This window comes from Reticulibacter mediterranei, assembly GCF_016587455.1.
Map to the genome: position 1 here is coordinate 792,693 of NZ_BNJK01000002.1, position 21,261 is coordinate 813,953.

The 21,261-nt window shown below is 51.4% G+C and carries 18 protein-coding genes; 11 read left to right on the forward strand and 7 right to left on the reverse strand.

The features are described 5' to 3' along the window. Window positions 1-3: 3 nt before the first annotated feature. Entirely contained in the window at window positions 4-1,722 is a 1,719-nt protein-coding gene (locus K3T83_RS41820; protein WP_220209082.1) for a peptide ABC transporter substrate-binding protein, read from the reverse strand. A gap of 587 nt (window positions 1,723-2,309) precedes the next feature. Between K3T83_RS41820 and K3T83_RS41825 the strand changes: the two genes are divergently transcribed. Continuing rightward, window positions 2,310-2,915 (forward strand): dihydrofolate reductase family protein, encoded by a 606-nt coding sequence (locus K3T83_RS41825; protein ID WP_220209083.1) that lies wholly within the window; start codon window positions 2,310-2,312, stop codon window positions 2,913-2,915. 42 nt (window positions 2,916-2,957) lie between these two features. Here K3T83_RS41825 and K3T83_RS41830 read toward each other — a convergent pair whose 3' ends face one another. Further along, a complete protein-coding gene (locus tag K3T83_RS41830) occupies window positions 2,958-5,414 on the reverse strand; it encodes a serine/threonine-protein kinase (RefSeq protein WP_220209084.1) in 2,457 nt (818 codons plus the stop codon). Between the two features lie 553 nt (window positions 5,415-5,967). Between K3T83_RS41830 and K3T83_RS41835 the strand changes: the two genes are divergently transcribed. Both K3T83_RS41835 and K3T83_RS41840 read left to right on the forward strand, forming a co-directional pair. Further along, a complete protein-coding gene (locus K3T83_RS41835; RefSeq protein WP_220209085.1) occupies window positions 5,968-6,459 on the forward strand; it encodes a DUF1664 domain-containing protein in 492 nt (163 codons plus the stop codon). Window positions 6,460-7,035: 576 nt separating this feature from the next. Beyond that, the gene (locus K3T83_RS41840) at window positions 7,036-7,548 is read left to right on the forward strand and encodes an NUDIX hydrolase (RefSeq protein ID WP_220209086.1); all 513 of its coding nucleotides are present in this window, start codon (window positions 7,036-7,038) and stop codon (window positions 7,546-7,548) included. A 4-nt stretch (window positions 7,549-7,552) separates the two neighbouring features. Here K3T83_RS41840 and K3T83_RS41845 read toward each other — a convergent pair whose 3' ends face one another. After that, window positions 7,553-8,917 carry a C39 family peptidase gene (locus K3T83_RS41845; RefSeq protein ID WP_220209087.1) on the reverse strand — a complete coding sequence of 455 codons (1,365 nt, stop codon included), beginning with the start codon at window positions 8,915-8,917 and terminating at the stop codon, window positions 7,553-7,555. A 235-nt stretch (window positions 8,918-9,152) separates the two neighbouring features. On the opposite strand from K3T83_RS41845, the gene K3T83_RS41850 reads away from it, so the two are divergent. The 6 genes from K3T83_RS41850 (at window position 9,153) to K3T83_RS41875 (ending at window position 14,233) form a co-directional block, all read left to right on the forward strand. Then, complete coding sequence (locus tag K3T83_RS41850; protein WP_220209088.1) at window positions 9,153-9,818, forward strand: TetR/AcrR family transcriptional regulator; 666 nt, start codon at window positions 9,153-9,155, stop codon at window positions 9,816-9,818. Between the two features lie 57 nt (window positions 9,819-9,875). Beyond that, entirely contained in the window at window positions 9,876-10,739 is an 864-nt protein-coding gene (locus tag K3T83_RS41855; protein WP_220209089.1) for a TIGR03621 family F420-dependent LLM class oxidoreductase, read from the forward strand. 305 nt (window positions 10,740-11,044) lie between these two features. Further along, on the forward strand, window positions 11,045-11,305 hold the full coding sequence (locus K3T83_RS41860) for a hypothetical protein (RefSeq protein ID WP_220209090.1): 261 nt from the start codon (window positions 11,045-11,047) through the stop codon (window positions 11,303-11,305). 342 nt (window positions 11,306-11,647) lie between these two features. Beyond that, window positions 11,648-12,106 carry a MerR family transcriptional regulator gene (locus K3T83_RS41865; protein ID WP_236065187.1) on the forward strand — a complete coding sequence of 153 codons (459 nt, stop codon included), beginning with the start codon at window positions 11,648-11,650 and terminating at the stop codon, window positions 12,104-12,106. Between the two features lie 21 nt (window positions 12,107-12,127). Continuing rightward, complete coding sequence (locus K3T83_RS41870) at window positions 12,128-13,210, forward strand: aldo/keto reductase (RefSeq protein ID WP_220209091.1); 1,083 nt, start codon at window positions 12,128-12,130, stop codon at window positions 13,208-13,210. A gap of 33 nt (window positions 13,211-13,243) precedes the next feature. Beyond that, window positions 13,244-14,233, forward strand: coding sequence for an aldo/keto reductase (locus tag K3T83_RS41875; RefSeq protein ID WP_220209092.1), 990 nt, complete (start codon window positions 13,244-13,246; stop codon window positions 14,231-14,233). A gap of 340 nt (window positions 14,234-14,573) precedes the next feature. Here K3T83_RS41875 and K3T83_RS41880 read toward each other — a convergent pair whose 3' ends face one another. Continuing rightward, complete coding sequence (locus K3T83_RS41880; RefSeq protein WP_220209093.1) at window positions 14,574-15,023, reverse strand: transposase; 450 nt, start codon at window positions 15,021-15,023, stop codon at window positions 14,574-14,576. On the opposite strand from K3T83_RS41880, the gene K3T83_RS41885 reads away from it, so the two are divergent. Both K3T83_RS41885 and K3T83_RS41890 read left to right on the forward strand, forming a co-directional pair. Then, window positions 15,022-15,231 (forward strand): hypothetical protein, encoded by a 210-nt coding sequence (locus K3T83_RS41885; RefSeq protein ID WP_220209094.1) that lies wholly within the window; start codon window positions 15,022-15,024, stop codon window positions 15,229-15,231. The genes K3T83_RS41880 and K3T83_RS41885 overlap by 2 nt on opposite strands. A gap of 169 nt (window positions 15,232-15,400) precedes the next feature. Then, entirely contained in the window at window positions 15,401-16,072 is a 672-nt protein-coding gene (locus tag K3T83_RS41890) for a TetR/AcrR family transcriptional regulator C-terminal domain-containing protein (RefSeq protein WP_220209095.1), read from the forward strand. An 80-nt stretch (window positions 16,073-16,152) separates the two neighbouring features. Here the strand turns inward: K3T83_RS41890 and K3T83_RS41895 are convergent, their stop codons facing one another. From K3T83_RS41895 to K3T83_RS41905, 3 genes are all read right to left on the reverse strand, one after another. Further along, window positions 16,153-17,100, reverse strand: a complete 948-nt coding sequence (locus K3T83_RS41895) for an LLM class F420-dependent oxidoreductase (protein ID WP_220209096.1) — start codon at window positions 17,098-17,100, stop codon at window positions 16,153-16,155. A 336-nt stretch (window positions 17,101-17,436) separates the two neighbouring features. Then, window positions 17,437-18,396 carry a phage terminase large subunit family protein gene (locus K3T83_RS41900; protein ID WP_220209097.1) on the reverse strand — a complete coding sequence of 320 codons (960 nt, stop codon included), beginning with the start codon at window positions 18,394-18,396 and terminating at the stop codon, window positions 17,437-17,439. Beyond that, entirely contained in the window at window positions 18,339-20,687 is a 2,349-nt protein-coding gene (locus K3T83_RS41905; protein WP_220209098.1) for a recombinase family protein, read from the reverse strand. Before K3T83_RS41905 ends, K3T83_RS41900 begins: the two co-directional genes overlap by 58 nt. Window positions 20,688-21,261 lie beyond the last annotated feature (574 nt).

Here is a 21,261-nt window from a genome sequence, read left to right on the forward strand (position 1 = left end):
AAATTATTGGATAATGTAGACTCTGGCCCATTCGACGGGGGAGGGTGCTTCGTAGTGGGCCACGTGGAAGCCACCCACTTTAGGACTGATCAGACGGTCAAGGTTTGGCTGATAGAGAGGAACCCAGGTAACATCGTTGATGGCCTTCTGTTCCGCATCGAGATAGAGATCATAGCGCTTCTTCTGGTCCACCAGCACATCGGCCTGCAATAGCTGCTTCTGCACAGCTTGCTGTTCGGCGGCGACTGAACTGTTATTCTGACCATAGTTATAGGCGTTTTGATCGACTCCCTTACCCAAAAAGACGCTGAGCCAGTCCTGCGGATCGGGATAGTCCTGGCCCCAGCCCGCATACCACACTTGCAGCCCCTTTGGATTGTTTCTAGAATTCGATAGCTCCTCGTTAAACTTGCCGATCTCCAGCACATTGAGCTTGACGTTGACACCCAGCACGTCCTTCCACTGTTGAATGATGAACGTGGCGATGTCGTTGGTCTGCTTCTGGTTGCGATCAGTATAAGTGATTGGCGGCAGATCAGCCACGCTCTTGTAGCCCTTCTCCTTTAATCCCTGAGCCAGCAGTTGTTTCGCCAGATCGGGATTGCCGGTCAGGTTCGTCGTGCCGTCTGGTCCCTTGATATTCTCGTTGTTGTAGCCTTCGATGGCCCCGCTTGGTACAAAGCGATTGACGGGATGGGCCGCGTTCCTGAGTACGCTCTTGTTCAATAACTCCTTGTTGATCGCCAGGGCAAACGCTTTGCGAATATTGATATTGTCGAATGGCGGCGTCAGATAGTTGAACGTAATGAACCATGTGCGCAATTGCAGCGCCGATTGGAAATCTTTGCGCGCCCTCGCTTCCTGATAGTTGATCGGTGGGATGTGGGCATACTCGAACTGGCCGGAGAGATACGACTTATACTCGACATCCTGGTCGCCACCGATCAAGAACTCCAGCTTTTGCAACTTTGGTTTATCTCCAGCGTAGTTGGGGTTCGGCACCTCAGTAATGCCCTGCGAGTGCGAGTATGTTTGCACCTGGAAGGGGCCGCTGCTGCCGCCTTCTGCCATGTGATCGGTCCACTTATCGCCGTATTTCTCGATCAACTTTCTGTTGACCACATATGATGAACTGAAGGTGAGGGCGGCGAGAAAGTAACCGGTCGGCTGACCAAGAATGATCTTCACCGTCTTGGGATCAGGAGCAAGCAAACTGGTGCCAATGAGCGTCTTCACCTTGCCGCTCTGGAACTTATCGTAGTCCTTGATGGCGCTAAAATAATACGAAACTTCAGATTTGGTCGCGGGATCAAGCGTGCGGTTGATGCTGTAGACGATATCATCCGCCGTGAGCGGGCTGCCATCGCTAAACTTCAATCCATCACGCAACGGGAAGGTGTAGGTGAGGCCATCGGGCGAGATTTGGTGCGAGGCGGCGAGAACGTGGATCATTTCGCCAGTGGTGTTTAGCTCGACCAGCCCGGTGAAGAGCGTATTGATAACGATAATACTGTTGGCATATTGGGCCAGACCGGGATCAAGCGTGGTGAAGTCGGCATTCCCGGTCGGCCAACGAAATACTTGCTTATTCGCTGGTGCAGGCTGTCCCTGGTTACTGGTAGAGGAGGTGCCAGGAGTCGAGGAACCACCACAGGCGGCGAGCAGCAGCGAAAAGAGCAGCAGCAAGATTGGTATGATGCCCGTCACAAGTTGTTTGCGCATATATGAGAGAGTCCTTCGCTTTCTTTTCTCACAAAAATACAGGTTGGATGGAAATAAGGTCAAGCGCTTGATCGCACTCTGTGAGTAGAGCTATAGGCTGCTCTGTTTTGCTCAAGAGGCGATTGTGCTATTTCGTAGTATACAATATTCTTCTATAATGAGATGTTTCAAAGCGCTTAAAGGTGGCAATATAAGTAAAGAGTGGATGATTTCACCATTTTTTGCGTATCTAACTCTTCTATTCAGCATGAAATGGCTGGCTGGCGGTCATGTGTAGTGTTATTGTTGGATACTCTATCCATAGAAGGATTTCATCATAGCGAGAAAGGAGCCTCCCCCTGAAACTTCCTCTTACAGGTGATTTGTGTTATACGGAGGCGCGAGGAGAATGACGAGAGCGGTGTCTACGATGAATGAGCATCACCTGGGACAATCACCCAGAGAGGATGATGTGCCACGACCATGCACCATGCTATCCTGTGGAAGAAGCGTATTGGTGACTCCACCAGTACAGGCACCCATACCGATGCTCTCCGGGAGGAGATGCAATGGGAGAACTCAAATTATCACCAAGAGGAGAAAATCGCATGAACAAAGTGATCTGCGGCATTACGATGTCATTAGATGCCTTCGTTGCCGGACCCAACCAGAGTTTTGAAAACCCTTTTGGAGACATCCCTGAAGATTTGCTCCACAACTGGATGTTCGATGAGCGAGAAAAATACCAGGCTGAATTGAATATATTGACGGATGCAGGTGCGTGCATTATGGGCAGCAACATGTATGGTCCAAAGGAAAAGCGAGAGAGCCAGGATTGGAGGGGCTGGGAGCAGTGGGGAGAGAATCCCCCCTTCCATGCACCTGTCTTTGTTTTGTCTCATAAGCAGAGAGATCCTATTGCTATGGAGGGAGGCACCACATACATCTTCATTACAGACGGGATTGAAGCCGCCCTCGCTGCCGCAAAGGAAGCGGCACTTGAGAGAAATGTTGCTATAATGGGCGGCGCAAATACGATCAATCAATACTTAGCAGCCGGGCTTATTGATGAGCTATTGCTCCACATTGTGCCCGTCACCATCGGGGAGGGAGCACGTCTCTTTGAGGGAGTTCCCAATCTGCAACTTGAACCTGTTGAAATAAGCGGTACACCATCGGTCACTCATATCAGATACCATGTCGTCAAGAAATAATCCCCTTCCCAGTTATTCGAAAGCCTGAGCATTTGTGAAGCCTCATAAATGTGAAAACGGCTTGAGTTCAAAATTTGCCATGCGCTGAATGTTGTTGCAGATCCAGATGGCCCCGCTTATCTGTTGCCCACTAATCGGGTCGGTCTGACCTGCATAGGCTTGTTGGGCCTGCGTGACCAGATCGTCGAGTAGTGCTAGCGCGTGCGGTTGCGTAAGTTGATCTTTATTCATGTTTACCAGTTGTTTGGTATCCTGGTGCGCTTTTTCCAACCACATGCGCGTCTGATCGATAGCAGTATGAATGCGTGCGGCCAACGCGCGCTGTTCGGCTGTGGCGTCGGGCGAGAGGACCGCGCCTGCCAGATGGCTGGAGATCAGATAGACATAGCCCGGTGCTGGCTCATCGTCAAAGGTATAGCCCGGTGGATCTTTCCCATCAGGGGCCGGACCGACCAACCCGATCTGTGAATCGTGTGGGTCAACACTTACGACGGGCCATGCTTGCGGCTCATCAGCTCGCACAAATGCGTTCCCTTCGAGAAAATCCAGAATGCGGATAAACTGTCGATGCTGAAGATCGGGATTGCGCCTCCAATCGTCGCGGGCAGCCGTTGACCATTCCAACACTTTCTGTGTATTGCGCAAAAACCACATATCCAGCCCACCATGCAGATTGCGCCGCTTGAGTTCGGGCGATTCTGAGAGCAGGTGGCGCAAGTGATCGAGCATGCTAAAGTGCAGTTGGTCGGCGGGACTGGATGCCTGGGGCAGCTTGGCATAGTAGAGCCAGGATTGATAATCGGGTGTATAGATCGATGGAGGTGCGCTAGCATCCTCCTGCGTCACGAGAATACGGCTCCGCGAGGCCAGCAAGTTGGTATGCGACTCATTGCCTGTATACAACAGGTGGCTCGTGCCATGATTGACGGTGAGCGGCCCCAGTGCCGTAATGCTACCCTCGTTCTGGAGTTGATCGCCAAGCAACCAGGCATAATACATTTTTCCATCTGGCGGCGCTGGAATGCCGTTAAGGTCAAGCTGCACCTCATCGTTGATCCCTGTGCTATTGATCGGATCAAGCTGACCGCTGCTCAGGAAAAAAGCATGACCGACGACCTGCTGATTGGCTGGAATGGCATCTGGCTGTAGTGGCGAGACGAGATGCGGCAAAAGCAAGAAGAGCAGCGCGCCCAGGCTGGCAAGAATCAGCAGGACACTCATCACAATACGCGAACGCGACCACCTGTTGAACGGTGGCATTGGCGACAAGCCTGTTGGGAGATGTACTGGATGCATTGCCGGTACAGGGGGCGGCCATGTGGTCGGCGTGCCAGCAGGGGTGGTCGATGTGGGTAGTGCCGCCGCGCCAGGAGGAATGATCGGCATGGATGATAAAGTTTTCCCAGATGTGATGATCGGCGTTTGTTGCGGCAGCTCGACGTTGCTGAGCGGAGGTGGCGTGGAAATAGGCCCGGACGATGGTTGAGCTGCCGCCCCTACCAGAGGAACAAGAGGATCGGACGCTGCTTGGTCTTGCGACACGTTTGACAGGGAGACAGGACCACGCGAGGTTGGTTCGGACATCGCTAGAAAGGTTTCCGCTGTCTGACGCAACGCTGTAGGAACCGGCTCGTTCAAGGCTTCCGTTAACGCTATTCCCAGGGCAGAGGCGCTGTCATAGCGATCTTCGGGCCGTCGAGCCATGCCGCGCAAAATCACCTCCTCCAGTGCTGGTGAGATTTCTGGATTGACCAGCGCGGGCGAGATACGCGGTGCGTCGATGTGCTGCATAATAATCGCTGTCGGGCTGTTGCCGCGAAAGGGTGTAGTACCGGTACATGCTTCGTATAAAATGATGCTCAAGGAGTAGATATCGCTACGTTCGTTTCCCGCCGCTCCCAGCGCCTGTTCTGGCGACATATAGAGAGGAGTACCAAACCACCAGCCGCTATGTGTATGGGCGGAGGTATTGAGCAGGCGTGCGATACCAAAATCGGATAGAATAGGCTCGCCTATTGGGAGTCGGGCCAGGTCTCGTTTGTCCAACAAAATATTTGACGGCTTGATGTCTCGATGCAACATCCGTTGCTGGTGCGCATAATCTATAGCAAGGCAAATGGGCGTGAAAAGCTGCACGAGGTTAGCGGGCGTGAGATATTTGCCCGCCCGTGCAGTTGCTTGCAGATAGTGCGCCAGCGTTTGCCCAACCACGTACTCCATAACCATATATGCCGTTGTTTCTTCGGTTTCGGGATTTTGTGTCACGCGGAAGTCGTAAATACGGACGATATTAGGATGATGTAGCGAGGCGATCAACTGGGCCTCGCGCTCAAAGCGTCCAACAAAATCTGGATCACTTTGCAGATCAGCATGGAGCAATTTGATCGCGACATAACGGTGAAGTTGGGTATCAAATGCCTTCCACACCTCCGCCATGCCTCCATAGCCCAGGCGTTGTTGTAGTTCGTATCTGTCGAGACGATGTTGTGGTGTACTCATAGCCGATACCTGGCTTTCTACTCCTGGCTCTGACAAAACATCTCTAAATAGCTATAGCCCAATCTCTGTTATAGAATGATGAGAGCTTTTGCTCCTCTCGTAATGCCTATAGTATACTGCAACTTTGTGAAAGAATGAATCCAAAAAAGTGTATCTAAAGTAACTACGAAAGAGGTATCAGGAAGTAGATCGCCTTTCCACCATGTCCACAACAAACTTGCCTGTTCGCACGGAATAAACTTTGATTGCATAAAAATATTCCTTTTTTTGTAATTGAAAACTGTGATATTGCATTCCTCAATTATAGAGCAAATACCTGACATCCTCTGTCATATTATGAAGTAAAGGGAACATCGTTGTATTTGGAGTCATCAGTATCATATAGAAAGGAACGCACATAATTGGTGTATTCGGCGAATAAAGTGAGGTTGGCCCCTCCCATCTTCGGGTCCACCCCGAAGATTTCGTGGATGCACCAATTATGGCGGACGTTTTCACAGCTAAGAGGGAATAAATATCTCAAAATGGTGGAGTATAGGCTGGAGAGTGTTATATGACAACACATAATAAGCACACTGACGGATTAGCAAGCGATGACGCAGCGATGAAGCAAGAGGTTATCAGTAAAATCGACGACAGCAATCGCTCTCTAACGATGATGCGGAGCGTCGTCTTCGGCCTGGAAGCGGAGATTCAGGAGATCAAGAGCCAGGGTAAAAACACTCATAAGCAGCTTGGCAACGTGAATGTGCGTCTCAATGGCCTGGATACTCAACTGGATAGGATCTCCACTCGCCTCAACAGCACAGATACCCGTCTCAACAGGCTTGACGGACACCTGAGTAGAATGGATACCCGCCTCTATAGTGTCGATACTCATCTTCACTCATTGGATGCTCTTGTAGAGCAGCAGGAGCGGGACAATAAAGGGATCAAGAACTATTTTTGCTCACTCGAACAACGATGCGATGGGTTGGAGAAAAAGCTAGATCTGATTCTGGAATTACTTACGAGTGGTGAAATAGCGAAACAACATGGAGAATAGTTTTATGGGGCTGGCGGACGTTTTTCTTCTACAAGTTGTGCTTCAAAGCCTTGACTATAGAAGGACAGCGTCCTCTCTTCATGGTCAGTGACACGATAGCGAAGGTATTCCCACGACAACACATATTTACTGCTGTAGGTGTCAATCCATATTTCGTGTTGTTGAAGATCGAATTGCTCCAGCACATCAAAAGAGTCTGGCTGAACAGGGCTTTCCAATTCTCCCATCTAGCAGGAGTGCAGAGGGCGGCAGCCCTTTGCCGGGGTGCGGGGTGTCCCCGCAAAAAACTTTTTTCTTCTCTTTCGCGCGCCGCCGCAGGCGGCGCGCGAAGGAGGGAAGGAAACTGGGGACGCCCCAGGCCCCGGCAGGGAGACCCCTGCACCCCTTTGAGCGGAGAACTGGAAAGCCCTGTCTGGCTGAAGAGAGAAGTAGTAGTTCAGCGCTTTATCACTGTATGCTATCGTGATACCTCTCCAGATATTTCTCCCGTTATCTTAAATCTTTCATGTCGATCATTGCAACTACTAATAAGATATAATGGAGCAAACCATTACATTATATTAGGAAGAACAAACATTGATCGATACAACTTTTCGCTATTGTCCGACCTGCGCAACGCCGCTGGTGGAGCGGGTGATCGATATGGCACCGCGTCAGGTCTGCCCGCAATGCCAGTTTGTCCACTATCTTGATCCAAAGGTGGTGGTTATTGTGGTGATCCATCATGATGGCAAATTGTTGCTGGGCAAACGCAATCATGATCCAGGAAAGGGCTTGTGGAGCTTCTTTGGCGGCTATGTGGATCGAGGTGAGCCGGTCGAAGAGGCCGCAGCACGCGAAGTGCGCGAAGAGACCGGTCTGACCGTTCAGATAGGGCCACTCATCGGCATCTATAGCTCGCGTGGCGACCCGAACGTACTGATTGTCTATCAGGCCGATCTGCTGACCGCACCAGAGGAGACAACGCTGTTGCCACCCTCAGAAGAGATCAGCGAGCTGGCCTTGTTTCCGCTCGCGGAACTGCCGACGCTCGCCTTCTCTATCGATGCGCGTATTTTGCGCGACTGGCGGGAACGCAACTGCCTCTAAACGCTTACCAGCTGCCCAGTGCGTTTGTTGTGGGCGTCTGCCAGCCTTCGGGATAGATGACGTATACCGCCCCGTTTGAGGCGCGTTGCCATAGCGACTCGAAGGTGGCGCGCGGATACGTGATCTGTACCTGTGCGTCGCTGGCCGCTGCTGGATCGTTCGCAATTACATCGCCATTGGCCGCGAAGCCGCGCACCACCAGCAGGTGTCCAGTAGAGCTTGGAATCGGTGAGCCGGGCAGTTGTCCACTGCCATAAGCGATGCTGATGACGAGGGGCACGCCCACTTTGACCCATTGCTCGATCTGGCTCAGAGAGTACATGCGCGTGACAAAAGCGTGCAGGCCGTAGCTCCCGGCATAGGCAGTGTTGAACGGCCAGTTTCCAGTTCCCTGATAGGTGAAGTCATACGTGCCTCGCGCCGCGTGAGGAACCGTTTGAGTGAGTACCGGCTGCTTGAGGACGTTGCTCCAATAGGCCATGACCATGCTCGTTGAGGTCGGGCTACACCAGACTTCACCACCACCGCCGTAGCCTTGCCCTTGATATTCAGGCAACATCTGCGACCGCTGCGGCACCGCCAGATTCTTCCCCCACACCGACTTATCGGGCGCAACCTTTTGCACATTTTGTGCATTATTATAAGAGGCAATCGCGGCAATACGGCGTATCGTCGGGCTGACCGAAGGCGTGGTCGTGAAAAGCGTCACCGCAACCTGATAGGCTGTGGCATTCTGCGCACCGGTTGTGTAGGTGTCGGTATTGATGCTGCCTCCCGCATCTGATTGCCCGTCGATGCTGTGGCGATGGACTGGATCGAATGTGCTGGCCCAGATTGGCAGCTTGTACCAGTGCGTCCAGGTGCCGCTCTGTTGCGTGCGCAGGTGGATTTCAAGCCAGGTGCCAGCGGGCGTGGCGGCTTTCCACGAAGCGATAATCGAGTTGATCGGATGGGCAGGCGTGACGATTGGCGATGTTGCCGTTCCGAAGTAGAAGCTGCCGCCATTGTAGTAGCTTAGCTCATTGTAGCTTCCCGCTGCCAGCGGATCGTGCCCCGCACATAGATCTGCACTGGCGTTATAACTGGCCTTGCCGCCGTCAATGTCGTTTGCTGAACAGGTTAGCGCCGTTTTGCTGGGCATCAACTGTAGATTGCTCGTGCTGGTGTTGAGTGTGACACCGTTCAACGTCCAGTGCGAGAAGGCCGCGACGCTGTCCTGTTGCCAGAAAGCGTTAAATTGGGCCGGGGTAGTGGCTGCATTGACCACAGAGAGTCCTCCAGGGAGCAGCATTATAAGTGCGACAAGAAATAGGCTGCTCCAAATAGCTATACGAGATCGTCTGTCAACAGGCTTGTGCTGTTGCTGCATAGAATTATCCTCCTCTTCTCGGCCTTTTACCAGCCCTTTTCGGGCAGACGAGAGGCCAAAAAACAATATGAGTGTTAAAATGAACGCTCCTCTACATAAGTTTGGGGCAGATAGTCGAATTTTGCAAGTAATAAAGTTATATATGCGTATATAATTTACAATAGATTATTCGTGTGCTTCGATCTGTAGGGGCACTTACTTGACAAATTAATGATCGTTCATTAATATAATGTGTATGGAGATCAACAAACGACCAACTCGTCTTGGACGACCACCAAAGCATGAGGACCGCAATACTCGCGAACGCATTCTCGATGCCGCGATTGAACTGTTTGCGCGGCAGGGGATTGCTGGCACCTCTTTACGTCAGATTGCTCAGGCTGTGGGCATTAAAGAGAGTGCCATCTACGCCCATTTCGAGGGCAAAGAGGCGCTGTGCCCGGCCATTTTTGCGCGATTTGGCCCTCCTGCCGCCGTTGTCGATGAGTTACTCGCGTCCGACTCATCTACTATTGCCCGAAGCCGTCCCGAGGTTGTGTTGCGCGACATGGCTCAACGCGTCATTGCGCGCTGGAATGAGCCGCAAGCGCGGTTGTTTCTGAGCCTGCTGCTGCGCGAGGGCATGGGAGGAAGCGAGGCTCTTATGCGCCCCGCGAAGCAACTTGTCCTTGATTTGCTTACCCCCATCGTGCGGCAATGGATGGAACAGGGGTTGATCAGGAAAGATTTTCCACCCGAACTGCTCATCTGGGAATTCCTGGCACCACTCACGCTCATCCGCATCTCCTACTGGCATGCTCAGGCAACCGAAGAAGAGGTTGAGCTTGGGTATCGCCTCGCCGAACGACATATCGACTACTTCCTACGTATAGCGCTTATCGACAAAACAAGTAATGTATAAGAAAAGAGCAAAGGGGCTGCTCTATTTGCCTACTTCATGTATAGGAAGGTTTTTGTGATGAAAAAAGCATTTCGTTTTGGAGTTGTAGCTGGTGGCCATACATCGCGTGCGGCCTGGGTTGCTCTCGCCCAGCGTGTAGAGGAACTGGGCTATTCAACACTGTTCTTCCCAGATGTATTGGGGACGCCTCTTTCGATCATTCCCGCTCTCACTGCGGCGGCGGCGGCTACCACAAAACTGCGTGTCGGCAGCTTCGTGTTTGTCAATGATTATCGCCATCCCGCCCTGCTTGCCCGTGATATAGCCTCGCTGGATTGCCTCTCCGATGGGCGCGTCGAACTGGGGTTGGGTGCGGGCAACTGGCCGCGCGACTTCCAGCAGCTTGGCATCCCTTTTGATAGCGCAGGCACCCGTGTTTCTCGCTTTATGGAGGGTTTCGCCATCATCAAAAAGTTCCTGACCAGCGAAACCGTCGATTTCTCGGGCAAGTACTATACGGTGACGGACCTGCATCCCTTGCCCCGACCTGTGCAGCAGCCGCATCCTCCGATTCTGATCGGCAGCGGCGGTCGTCGTATGCTCACCCTTGCCGCGCGCGAGGCCGATATCATTATGCCGGTCGCATTTCAGGGAGACAGTATAGAAGAGAAGATCGGCTGGATACGCGAGGCGGCGGGAGAGCGATTTGAGCATCTAGAGTTCTGTCAGAATGTCTTTGGTATTGAATTGACCGATGGCCCCGTTCCCGCCGAACCAATCAGGCAGGGAGGTATACCGGTAGAGGCGCGTCCAATGACGACAGAGCAGGCCGTTGCGTATCTCCAGGAGCAGCGCGAGCGGCTTGGCTTTTCCTATTTTCAAATTCAGCCACGGCAACTAGAAAACTTCGTCCCTGTGCTGGCCCAACTGAATGGTAAATAGCCTCTGATCGCGGCTCTTGATAAAACTTAATCAATACTCTTCCCCATGTCGTAGTCGAGCGATTTATCGCGGGGTGCTTGTTCCACCCGCGATAAATCGCTCGACTACGACTCTGTCAACCTTCATCGTTGGTGCATCCATGAAATCCTCCGGGATGGGACCGTGTACGGCAGGGGAGTGCTTCCTGCTCCATATGCCGATTGAAGCTTGACAGAGTACTATGACATGGAACATATATTGCACCTGCTATAGTGTATAATAAGGGCAATATTTTATCGAAGACGAAACATAAATGAGGAAAAATTATGGCATGGCTGCCCTTTCTCAAAGAGTATGCTGAGCTATTTCTGCTTGGAGCAATATTTGTTGCTGTCCTGGCAGTGTTGGCGCTCTACAGGCGTCGTCAGTTATCGCGCGATAGGCATAGCGAAGAAGATCTGTCTCAACGAAAACGCGGTATAGATGCCGAAGTCGTGTTTATGCGAGAAAATCAGCAAGAGGTGACAGGTTTAACCTTTAAACAGAATGGTCGCAAGATGGAGGCAAAGCGGAAGAAATATGCCTGACCCTCATGCTTGACGTTTTTCACATAAAGTGTGCCAGACCCAAGTTATAGCGAGAAACAGAAACAGTGCCATTCATCAAATGATATCGCTTCGCGAGGCTACCTGAAACAATCCTCTAGAAAAATATCCTGAGAAACATCATGGCTTATGTATGCTCGGTAATACGGAATCCGCAGGAGAAGGCCCAAAACGTCTGAAAGCCTCTTGACTTAGAGCGCTCGAAGTATTTTATACTGGCTTCAGTATCCTCAAGCGGATCGAGAAAGCGGCTGGAAACAGCCGAAAGACGGAAAGATAGCTAGCATACACCCCGATAAGATCAAGTGAAAGCGCATCAGGAACATGATAAGTGATATTTCCATAGCACAAACAGAAGCAACATTAACTATTAAGCAAATGGCTGGTCTGTGCGGCATGAGCGAATATACGCTGCGCTACTACGAGAAGGTCGGGCTCATCGAGCCGATTCCGCGTGACAGGAGCAGCGGTCATCGACGCTATCGTGCGGAGACAGTACGGATAGTGGAGAGACTTTCGTGTCTGCGTGCCAGTGGCTTTTCTCTCGATGACATGCGGCTGTACTTACAGCAGCGAAAACGTGGTGACGCAGCAGCAGCGGAGCAAAAAGCGTTGTTTTTGGCGCAAGCTGAACAAGTCGCGGAGCAAATCCGTAAGCTGCAAATCCGGCAACGGTATCTGAACGGCAAGGTGGCGTACTGGGATGCACAGATGAAAGGCGACCTGGAACAGGCTGCGCGGATTGCTGAAGAGAACCGGGAGATCGCCAAAGCGTTGAAATAACAAACAGCAAAGGAGACACCTATGTCACTCAACTCATACGTGACGCTCGGTCACTCTGGATTGCGGGTCAGCCCATTGTGTCTGGGCGGCATGAGCTTCGGAGAAGACCTGGGCTGGGGTTCTAGCGTAAAGGCGTCGGAAGCGATCATCTCGCGGTATCTCCAGGAGGGCGGCAACTTCATCGATACCGCCAACATTTACACCAGGGGCCACTCCGAGAAGATCATCGGCGACTTCTTCGCGCAGCATAAAGGCCGCAGAGACCGTGTCGTGATTGCAACCAAGTTCTTCTGCAACCTCTGGGCTTCCGACCCCAATGGGGGAGGAGCCAGCCGAAAAGCTATCATAGCTCAGTGCGAGGAGTCGCTTCGTCGACTCCAGACGGACTACATTGATCTCTACTACCTGCACAATTGGGATCGATTTACTCCGGTGGAAGAGACGATGAGCGCCCTGGAAGACCTTGTACGGACCGGGAAGGTTCGCTACGTAGGTTTCTCTGATGCTCCGGCATGGAAGGTTGCTCAGGCCCAGATGATCGCACAGTTCCGGGGGTGGGCACCTCTCATTGCGCTCCAGATCGAGTATTCGCTGCTGCAGCGCACGGTGGAAGGTGAGCTGATCCCCATGGCGCAGGAACTCGGTCTGGGTGTGTTGCCGTGGGGGCCGCTCAAGGGAGGCATACTCTCAGGAAAGTACACACGCGAAAACCATCAGACGACACCAAGACATCGGGGAACGTCCATCGAACTCACCGACAGGGACTACACCATCATCGACCAACTTCAGAAGATTGCATCGGAACTCAATACCGCTGTGCCCACTGTCGCCCTGGCCTGGGTGCAGAGCCAGCCAGGTGTCACCTCGACCATCATTGGGGCCAGGACTATGGAGCACCTTGAAGCCAACCTGAAGGCTCTGGACGTGCACCTGACCCCTGAGCAGATCGCCACGCTGAATGCCGCGTCCAGGCCAGTTCTGAATTTCCCTGCCGAGTTCAACGCCAATCGGTCACCCAATTACGCGCATGCAGGCGCAACCGTCAATGGAATCCCAAGCAAACCCTTTGACATCGTGCCGACGAACGACGCTCAGCGCTATTAACTCTGGCTGGCAACTCAAAGAAAGGATTCAACAATGAAGAAGCGCACACTTGGAACAAGTCACCTGGAAGTTTCGGCTCTTGGACTCGGCTGTATGGGCATGAGCCACGCCTACGGTCCGGCATCCGACAAGCAGGAGATGATCGCACTCATCCGGTCGGCAGCCGAACGGGGCATCACGTTGTTTGATACCGCTGAATCGTATGGCCCGTATGTGAACGAAGAACTGGTGGGCGAAGCACTTGCTCCCTATCGCGGACAAGTGGTGATCGCCACCAAATTCGGATGGCACTTTGGTCCTAACAGGGAGCGATTGAGCCTTTCGAGTAAACCAGAGCATATCAGGCACGTCGTCGAGGGGTCGCTCAAACGGCTCAGAGTCGAAACCATTGATCTGTACTTTCAGCACCGTGTGGACCCGGAGGTGCCCATTGAAGACGTAGCCGGAACGGTGAAGGAGCTGATCAAGGCTGGGAAGGTGAAGCACTTTGGCCTTTCGGAAGCTTCTGCCCAAACGATTCGACGAGCACACGCCGTTCAACCGCTCACGGCAGTCCAGAGCGAATACTCCCTGTGGACGAGAGATCCCGAAGCGGAGGTGCTGCCGACATGCGAGGAACGGGGCATCGGTTTTGTGGCGTTTAGCCCGCTTGGCAGCGGCTTCCTCACAGGAAAGATTGCCACCACGACGACCTTCGATCCCTCCGACATCAGAAACACGTACCCGCGCTTTACCCCAGAGGCACGAGCGGCCAATCAGGCCCTGGTTGATCTCCTGGGCAGAATAGCCTCGCAGAAGCAGACGACGCCTGCACAAATCGCACTTGCCTGGCTGCTGGCCCAGAAACCCTGGATTATTCCCATCCCAGGCACCCGCAAGCTCTCCCGCCTGGAGGAGAACATGGGAGCAGCCGACGTTGAGTTGACCGCCGACGACATCGGCGAGATCGAACGGGCCGCATCAAAGATCACAGTGCAAGGGGCTCGGCTTCCCGAGCGCATGCTCAACATGACGGGCCGTTGAGTGACAACAGGTGTGTTTCAATAGCCCTGCGCAAGCCTCTGCCCTGAGTTGGAGGGGAGACGCCTCGCCAGGCGTCTCCCCTCCAGCGGCATCGGTTCCTCTGAAACCAAAAATTATGCGAGAAAAATAGTCCCATGGCGTCGTTTGCCAACAAACAAAATGCCAAATACAACATGGAAAAATATCTTGAGAAACGTCAATGCTATTTGGTATATCTCATCAATTATATCTCTTGACACATGAGCAGCTCTCTCATACAGTGACACTCCGCAGGGAATACATCCCCGCAGCTTCTTCCTCACCTCTGTACGCGCCTCTTCGAGTTCGCGTCTCGTAGAGACTACTCGTTGAAGAGACGTAGTTGGGTAGGCAAAGATAACGGGCGCTCATCCATCCAGAGCGATCCCGCCTGAGCGGTGCCATGCTCGTAACGGTCTCCATGCCTTGTCGCAAGGATAGATGGTCCTTTGCAACGTTGGGCGTCCTGGGAGACGGCCACACCTATCGCTTTCACGACCCTGCCGGAACGTACCCGACGAGCTTGAGGCTTTTCCTGTTTGACTGGTTGGCGATATCTGGCGAAGAGCCGCTGTCCGATGACGATGGAAGCGTTACGATCCGCATGACCCCGCATCTGGCAGGCTGGACAACGGACCAGAGATGCACCCGGCGTATAGCCTTGCTGCGGGTGCCATCCCTGTTTATACGCTAGCAGATACTTCGTCAAGTGTTTTCTTGACGAAGTATCTGCTAGCGTATTAGAATAGAGGAAAGAAAGAGGTATCATCATGTCTTCCCACTTTGACGACTGGATAAATGGCCGTGATGCTGCTTCCATTCTCAGCCAAAATAGTGGCCATCGCGTGTCTGCTGATTATGTCCGCTTGCTCTCCCACAGTGGGAAAATCCGCTCCATTGCTATTGATGGACGAACGAAACTCTATTGTCGGGAGGATATTGAACGCTACACCGTTCGTTCTCACTCCAAAGACAAGTGACTCAAGCCGGAAAAAACCGCCTGACTGCCGGGGTTCAAACCCCGCAGTTTGTGGCGGGCTAAAGCCCATTTGTATCAGTAGACAAGCTTCGCGCATCACTTTCTTTACACTGATAAGTATACGCTCATGAGGAATATCTGGTGTGACGCGCGCTTGAAGGAGACTGGGAATGCCGTTACAACGTGAAACGGTGGCACGTGCCGCTCTGCGTTTAGTGGATGAGGTTGGATTGGATGGTTTGACCATACGTCGCCTTGCTGCGTACTTAAATATTCAAAACCCGTCGTTGTACTGGCACTTTAAGAACAAGCAGGAACTACTTAACTGCATGGCCGAACTGATACTGGCCGATTTCTTTGCTGAACTTCACGAGCCAGAGCCTGATCAGGATTGGGCTGATTGGCTGACCATATATGCTCGCCGGTTACGCGATATGATGCTTGCACACCGCGATGGGGCACGAATCGTGGCAGAAGCCGATCCGTCGCGGAGCGCGTTCTTCGAGGGCTTTGAATGGGTACTGAATGTGCTGCGGCATGCAGGCTTTGATGGGAACGAGGCCGCTATAGGAGTTATAACGCTTCAGAACTATGTTCTGGGCAATGTCTTTGAAATACAGGCCCATCCCTTTTCGCTCGCATCTGACGAGGACGAGCAACATCGGTCTGCATTGAGACTTTCTTTTGATGAAGAACACTTTCCCAACGTTGCTGCTTTTCTTCGCACCCCTGCACTTTACTCATCGGCCTGGGCTTCCACACAGTTTGAAACAGGATTGTCTCTGTTTCTGGACGGCTTGCGTACACATTTTGCTCAAAAACACTCAAACGGCACCAGTTAGATAGAAGAGGCAAATATCCCGGTCGGTACGAGAGCGGGATTGGCCGCGTACCAACTGGGATCTGTGTTTCAATGATGTTGTCAGGCAAAAAATTCGTGAGCGAAGATACGCAGTGGCTCCAGTGCGAGTACGTTGGCGAAGTTAATGATAAGTTCCTGGATGCCTGCCTCTTCCAGAGCCTTCAGGCGTTTGCGGATGGTCGCGGGGCTGCCGATCAATGCTTCATTCACCCGCTCACCCAGGCGGTCGAGTATGGCCGGGGGCATTTGAGCCAGCGCCTGTTCATCTGTCTCGGCAATCGCGCACATTGCTATAGCGGTGCGGCGGATGCTTGCGTAGTCGCGCCCTACAGTGGCACAGTGACCCTGTAACACTTCAAACTTGTGCTTGATCTCATCAATTGAGCCATCGACATTGCAGGCATCGCCATATTGCGCGACCAGCTTGAGGGTGACTTTTTCGCCACTCCCACCGATTAAGAGAGGGATGTGCGGCGTTTGGACGCCTTTAGGCTGGTTGATGGCTCCTTTAATCTGGTAGTATTTTCCTTCAAAGGTGGCCTCTTCTTGCGTCCACATCGCGTGGATAATCTGAACCGCTTCACGGAGCATGCGCAGGCGTTCAGGAGCGGCCGGATAGTCGTAGCCATAGGCGCGGTATTCGTGCTCGTACCAGCCAGCGCCGATGCCGAAATTGAGGCGACCATGCGAGAGGACATCGACGGTACTTGCCATTTTTGCCAGCAATGCCGGGTTGCGATATCCATTGCAAGTAACCTTCTGACCAATACGAATCCTTTTTGTGTCTCGGGCCAGAGCTGCCGTCGTGGTCCAACACTCAAATGTCACCTCCTGAGACGGTTGGGGAGCCGTGTGAAAATGATCGACTAACCAGGCGGATGTAAAGCCCAGTTCGTCGGCTGTTTGCGCAACTCGCGTCATCGCTTCGTAGGCTTCAACGGGATCTTTAATGCTAGCCAGATCCATAATCCAACCCTGGGGGAGAGAGACGCCAAACAGTAAAGACATAAAGCAGATACCTTTCATTCGTCTGTGCAGCAAGAGAGTTAACTTGACAAACCTAGCTAAGCTAGTTATCTTTTGCTCCCTCCAAGAATAATCTAGCTTAGCTAGGTTTGTCAAGTGGGTCAAAATTGGATCAAGAGCGAAACACCATATTGAAGATTATGAAAATTTCCTTTCAAAAGCGGAACCTATTTCGTAGTGGAGCGATTTATCGCGTTGGTGGAGGTGCCTGGGATGCTGCCCCACGCGATAAATCGCTCCACTACGAAATACATTACCGGGTTTGGTTGTAAAAACTCATCATCTTTCGCGGTTGTTCTCTTTAGGTGATCGAGCTGACTAAAATCTCCCATCTTCATATAGTCTTCTAGGGCGAATGATTGATGCAGGTTGGATGGGGGCGCAGGTTTCGTGGATGGCCTCGCAGCAGAGGGCAAGGCTGCATAAGAAATCGTCGTGCATGTTGTTGCTGGCATCGCAGTACATGTTCATCAGGCCTTCGCCGGGAATGCTATAACGGGCGTGGGTGAGTTGCTGCCAGCATTCCTCATAAATAGAAGAAGGGACCAGATCGGGGGCGTAGATCTTGAGGCGACCAGAGTTCACCATACCTAAAAATTGGAAGGTTAGCGCTGATTTGCTCGGTCGTGTAAAGCGAAAGCCGGTGACGCGTTCCTCGCCAAACTTTTCTCGCAGCAGAGAGGCCAGCCCATCGCCCAGACCTGTACGATCAACAACCAACTGGCGAATATTCCAGCGCTGCATCATCTCGCAGGTTGCAGCATACTGGTCGAGATATTTCATGCCCGTAAACCAGCACTGATGCACAACCTCGATGCCCGGCAGATCAAGTTCGTTATAGCACACACGCCCAATCGTGATAACTGTCGAGTCCCGCTTGCTCGCCGTTGCGGACTGCTCTATGCTTGAGGCACGCTCTTCCTCGCCACCGATATCCATTCCCGCAATATAATAATCGTCGGAAGGCTCATTCAGCCACGTATGCGAGCCTCGCAGAAGATAGCGTTGCAGATCGTTGAGCAGATAGCCAGCGCCGCTGATGGGCAGCAGGCGATATTGCGTACGAATCGAGAGGTGATCCTCACCCAACCGCTCGATCTCTCCCTGCACGAAGCGGCGATAATGCGGGTTGATTGCTGCCAGCGTCGTCCAATCAAAGGCAAAGTGGCGACGAATCCCGTCCTGCCGCTCCAAATTCTGATTGTGGCTGCTCATCTGTGCTAATAACGTCGTGTCGCACCAGGCAGTTCCGTAGAGAATCGTGGTCGCGTTGACCACTGCATCAATTTTCCTGTCTGCACACCCTGCAATAATTCTACTTCTAGTTTATATTCTTCTATAACTTGAGTATCTTGCTGTGAAAACCGCGTGGATAGTCCCTCCTCCTCATAGATATTTCTGCTTAATCCTAACCTCCTTGCCCGATAAATCATGTTCTTATAGTTCCTGTGGGGCATAGCTTGCAGCAGATCTTTGCGCGATGCCACTGGATAATACTTGCGTAAAATGTCGTCTTCTTCCTTTGTCCAGTGCGGTTTTTCTCTTGTCTCATGCCGCATTGCCTTTATTTGGTCTACTGTTAATTGTTTCTCCTGCATAAGCTGCCACTCGTTCCAGGAAACTTCCGTAGGGATATCTGGTTCGTATAACAATCGGGCAATCCCCTTTGTTGAAGCTCTATGCCTCATCGCAAAAATGGTTCTCCCTGGAATGAGTTGTAATAACTCTTCCTTTGGAGTTGTTGGATAATGCTTTTCTAAAAGCTCATCTTCTTCTTTGCTCCAACGCAGTGACGGGTTGCCATGTCGGTAACAAAGTGCTCCATCAATACCCCAATCTGGATCTTTCCAATGAATAGTCATAGTATAAAAGCGTGGGGAAAGCAGTTCGATAATAACCATCTTGACAAATGCATCTATCATCAGAGGTATCTCTTCGGGAAGAATAACTTCATCCCAACAATCGCCTGCTGCCCGCATCATCTGTTTATAGGAAAGTCGTTTCTCAGATTCAGGTTTATTGCCAGTAAGTTCTCGTAATCGCTCTCGGAGTCGAATGACATCCTCTTTGAGCTTTATATATCTGGCGTTGGCCTTCGCTTGCAAATCTGAGTCTGTTAGTCCTCCTACCTCAGCCTGCGCTTCAATTTTTGCCATTTGTGCTTCAGCCGCTTTGATATCCCGTTCAATATCTTGCCGAAGCTTTAGCTGTGCTTCCTGTTCTGCTTTTTCCATATCGAGGAAGTTATCAAAGCCCTCTGCTTGCTGTAATCGTTCAATGAATCGCTCAAGGAAAAATCCGTCGATATCAGGCGCAGGTATCATATATTTCGACCCAGGACGCACACCGGATTTTCGGGGGTATAGACCATAGAATACAACTGCTGTCCCTTTGGTCTTTTCACCAAGTAGCGGAACATCGGCTGCAAAAATGGTGAACTGCTCATCTGCTGCCTCGATGTGGTTTTTTAGAAGTGCTGGTTTATCTGCCTTATGCTTTTTGACGTACCGTTGTTTCTTTTCGAGAAATGCGGTATTTGGCGTGGCATCTAAGTTTGTGGCAGAGAGCCGATTAAACGCGTACAGGAAGACGCCGTAATCAACAATTGCATCGTGATTGTTTGTTGAGACAACCACATTGTTATAAATCCAGTAGCCGACATAGGCGGGATTTGACAGCAATCCGCCTAAACCCCTGGTCGAAGCAATTGTATACCCGATAATGGTCTCTCCATCTTCAGCATATACTTTCGTATTCGCATAACAGGTATACAGTTCGGCATCAATGTTTGAGTCGAACGCTTTAAAAAGTATCGGACGACGCTCTATTTCACGCATAAGGTCATTCATACGTCCGTTTAATTCTCGAAACCTCTGAAAGAGCCAACGGACTACCTCAGCGTGCGGTTCGTAGATGGTATACTTCCGGTAATCTGGATTTCTTTTTCCATCGACTTTTTCTCGGCGGTCAATGGTGTAACCAATCGCAATACTGCCGCCAGTCCAGAACCCTCGTTCTCCCAGTTCTTTTTGTGCCGCAAGCATACGCCCATAGACGTGATTCTCAAGGTAGCTCCAGGCTTCTTCACATTTTCGGCGGAATTTATCCACATGCCAGGGGATAGAAAAGTCGTAGATAAATTCAATGCCAGTTCGCCAGGGATTAGGGGTAACTACCTTCACTCCGTAGGTGTAGCAAATCTCCATGAACTTGCTATATTCTGCTCCCCATCGGTCACGGAACAATCTATCTACTTGTGCTGCGATGACTGTTTTAATAGTCCCATCAGCAATACGGCGAAGCATTTTTACAAACGCTGGACGGTCTTCCATTTTGAGCTGACCTGATAACCCTAAGTCATCAGCATCCATGATAATCATTTCTTCAGTCCAGCCACAGAGTATGGCAAAGCTCTTATCCTGTTGCATCTCTGCTGAAACATTTTTCTTCTGTTCTGGGGTACTCACACGAGGGTACACCTGACAAGAGAGGTCTGTCAAAAGTTCCTGTTTCCACGAGTGGTAGTGTCGTTCCGGTTCCGGTGGTGTTGGAAGAATTTTTCGAGCCATTTCTTCTTTCTCTTTCCTCTAAACGTTTGAGTATGCGGCAAAACAGACGACATGCTATTTCATAATCTTCTGGTGGCAACATAATGCATTTGTCCCTTTCGCTACCAGGAGAAAGCAATAAGAACAAAAGCATTCCAACAAAAAACTTGAAAGATCCTGTCAAAAGCGCGAGGCATCCCTAGAGGAGAAGAAATTGGTGTAGCTAGCATATGTGTGACTATGCCCTTTCTGCTGGACACAGCACACCAAAAATAGCTCGATAAACCCATCTTTATACCATTTTCAGGTACACCTAAAAATGGTATACTGTGGATAGGGGCTAGTGATCGGTGTGACGGTCCTAGCGTTAGGGAGAAACGAAGGGGTGCAACCCTCTTTCTCCCGTTATTATTTTCTTTCCTCTAAGTATACCAGCAAACTCATTGATTTAACAATCCAAAACAAACGTTCACACTGCACGACAAACATGCTTTACGAGGTTTCCTGTTTATTCGTGCGCTTGATCGAACACAGATACAATGGTCAAATCGTCAGGCAGCAGATCATAAAACTATAATTCATCTTTCATCAAGCA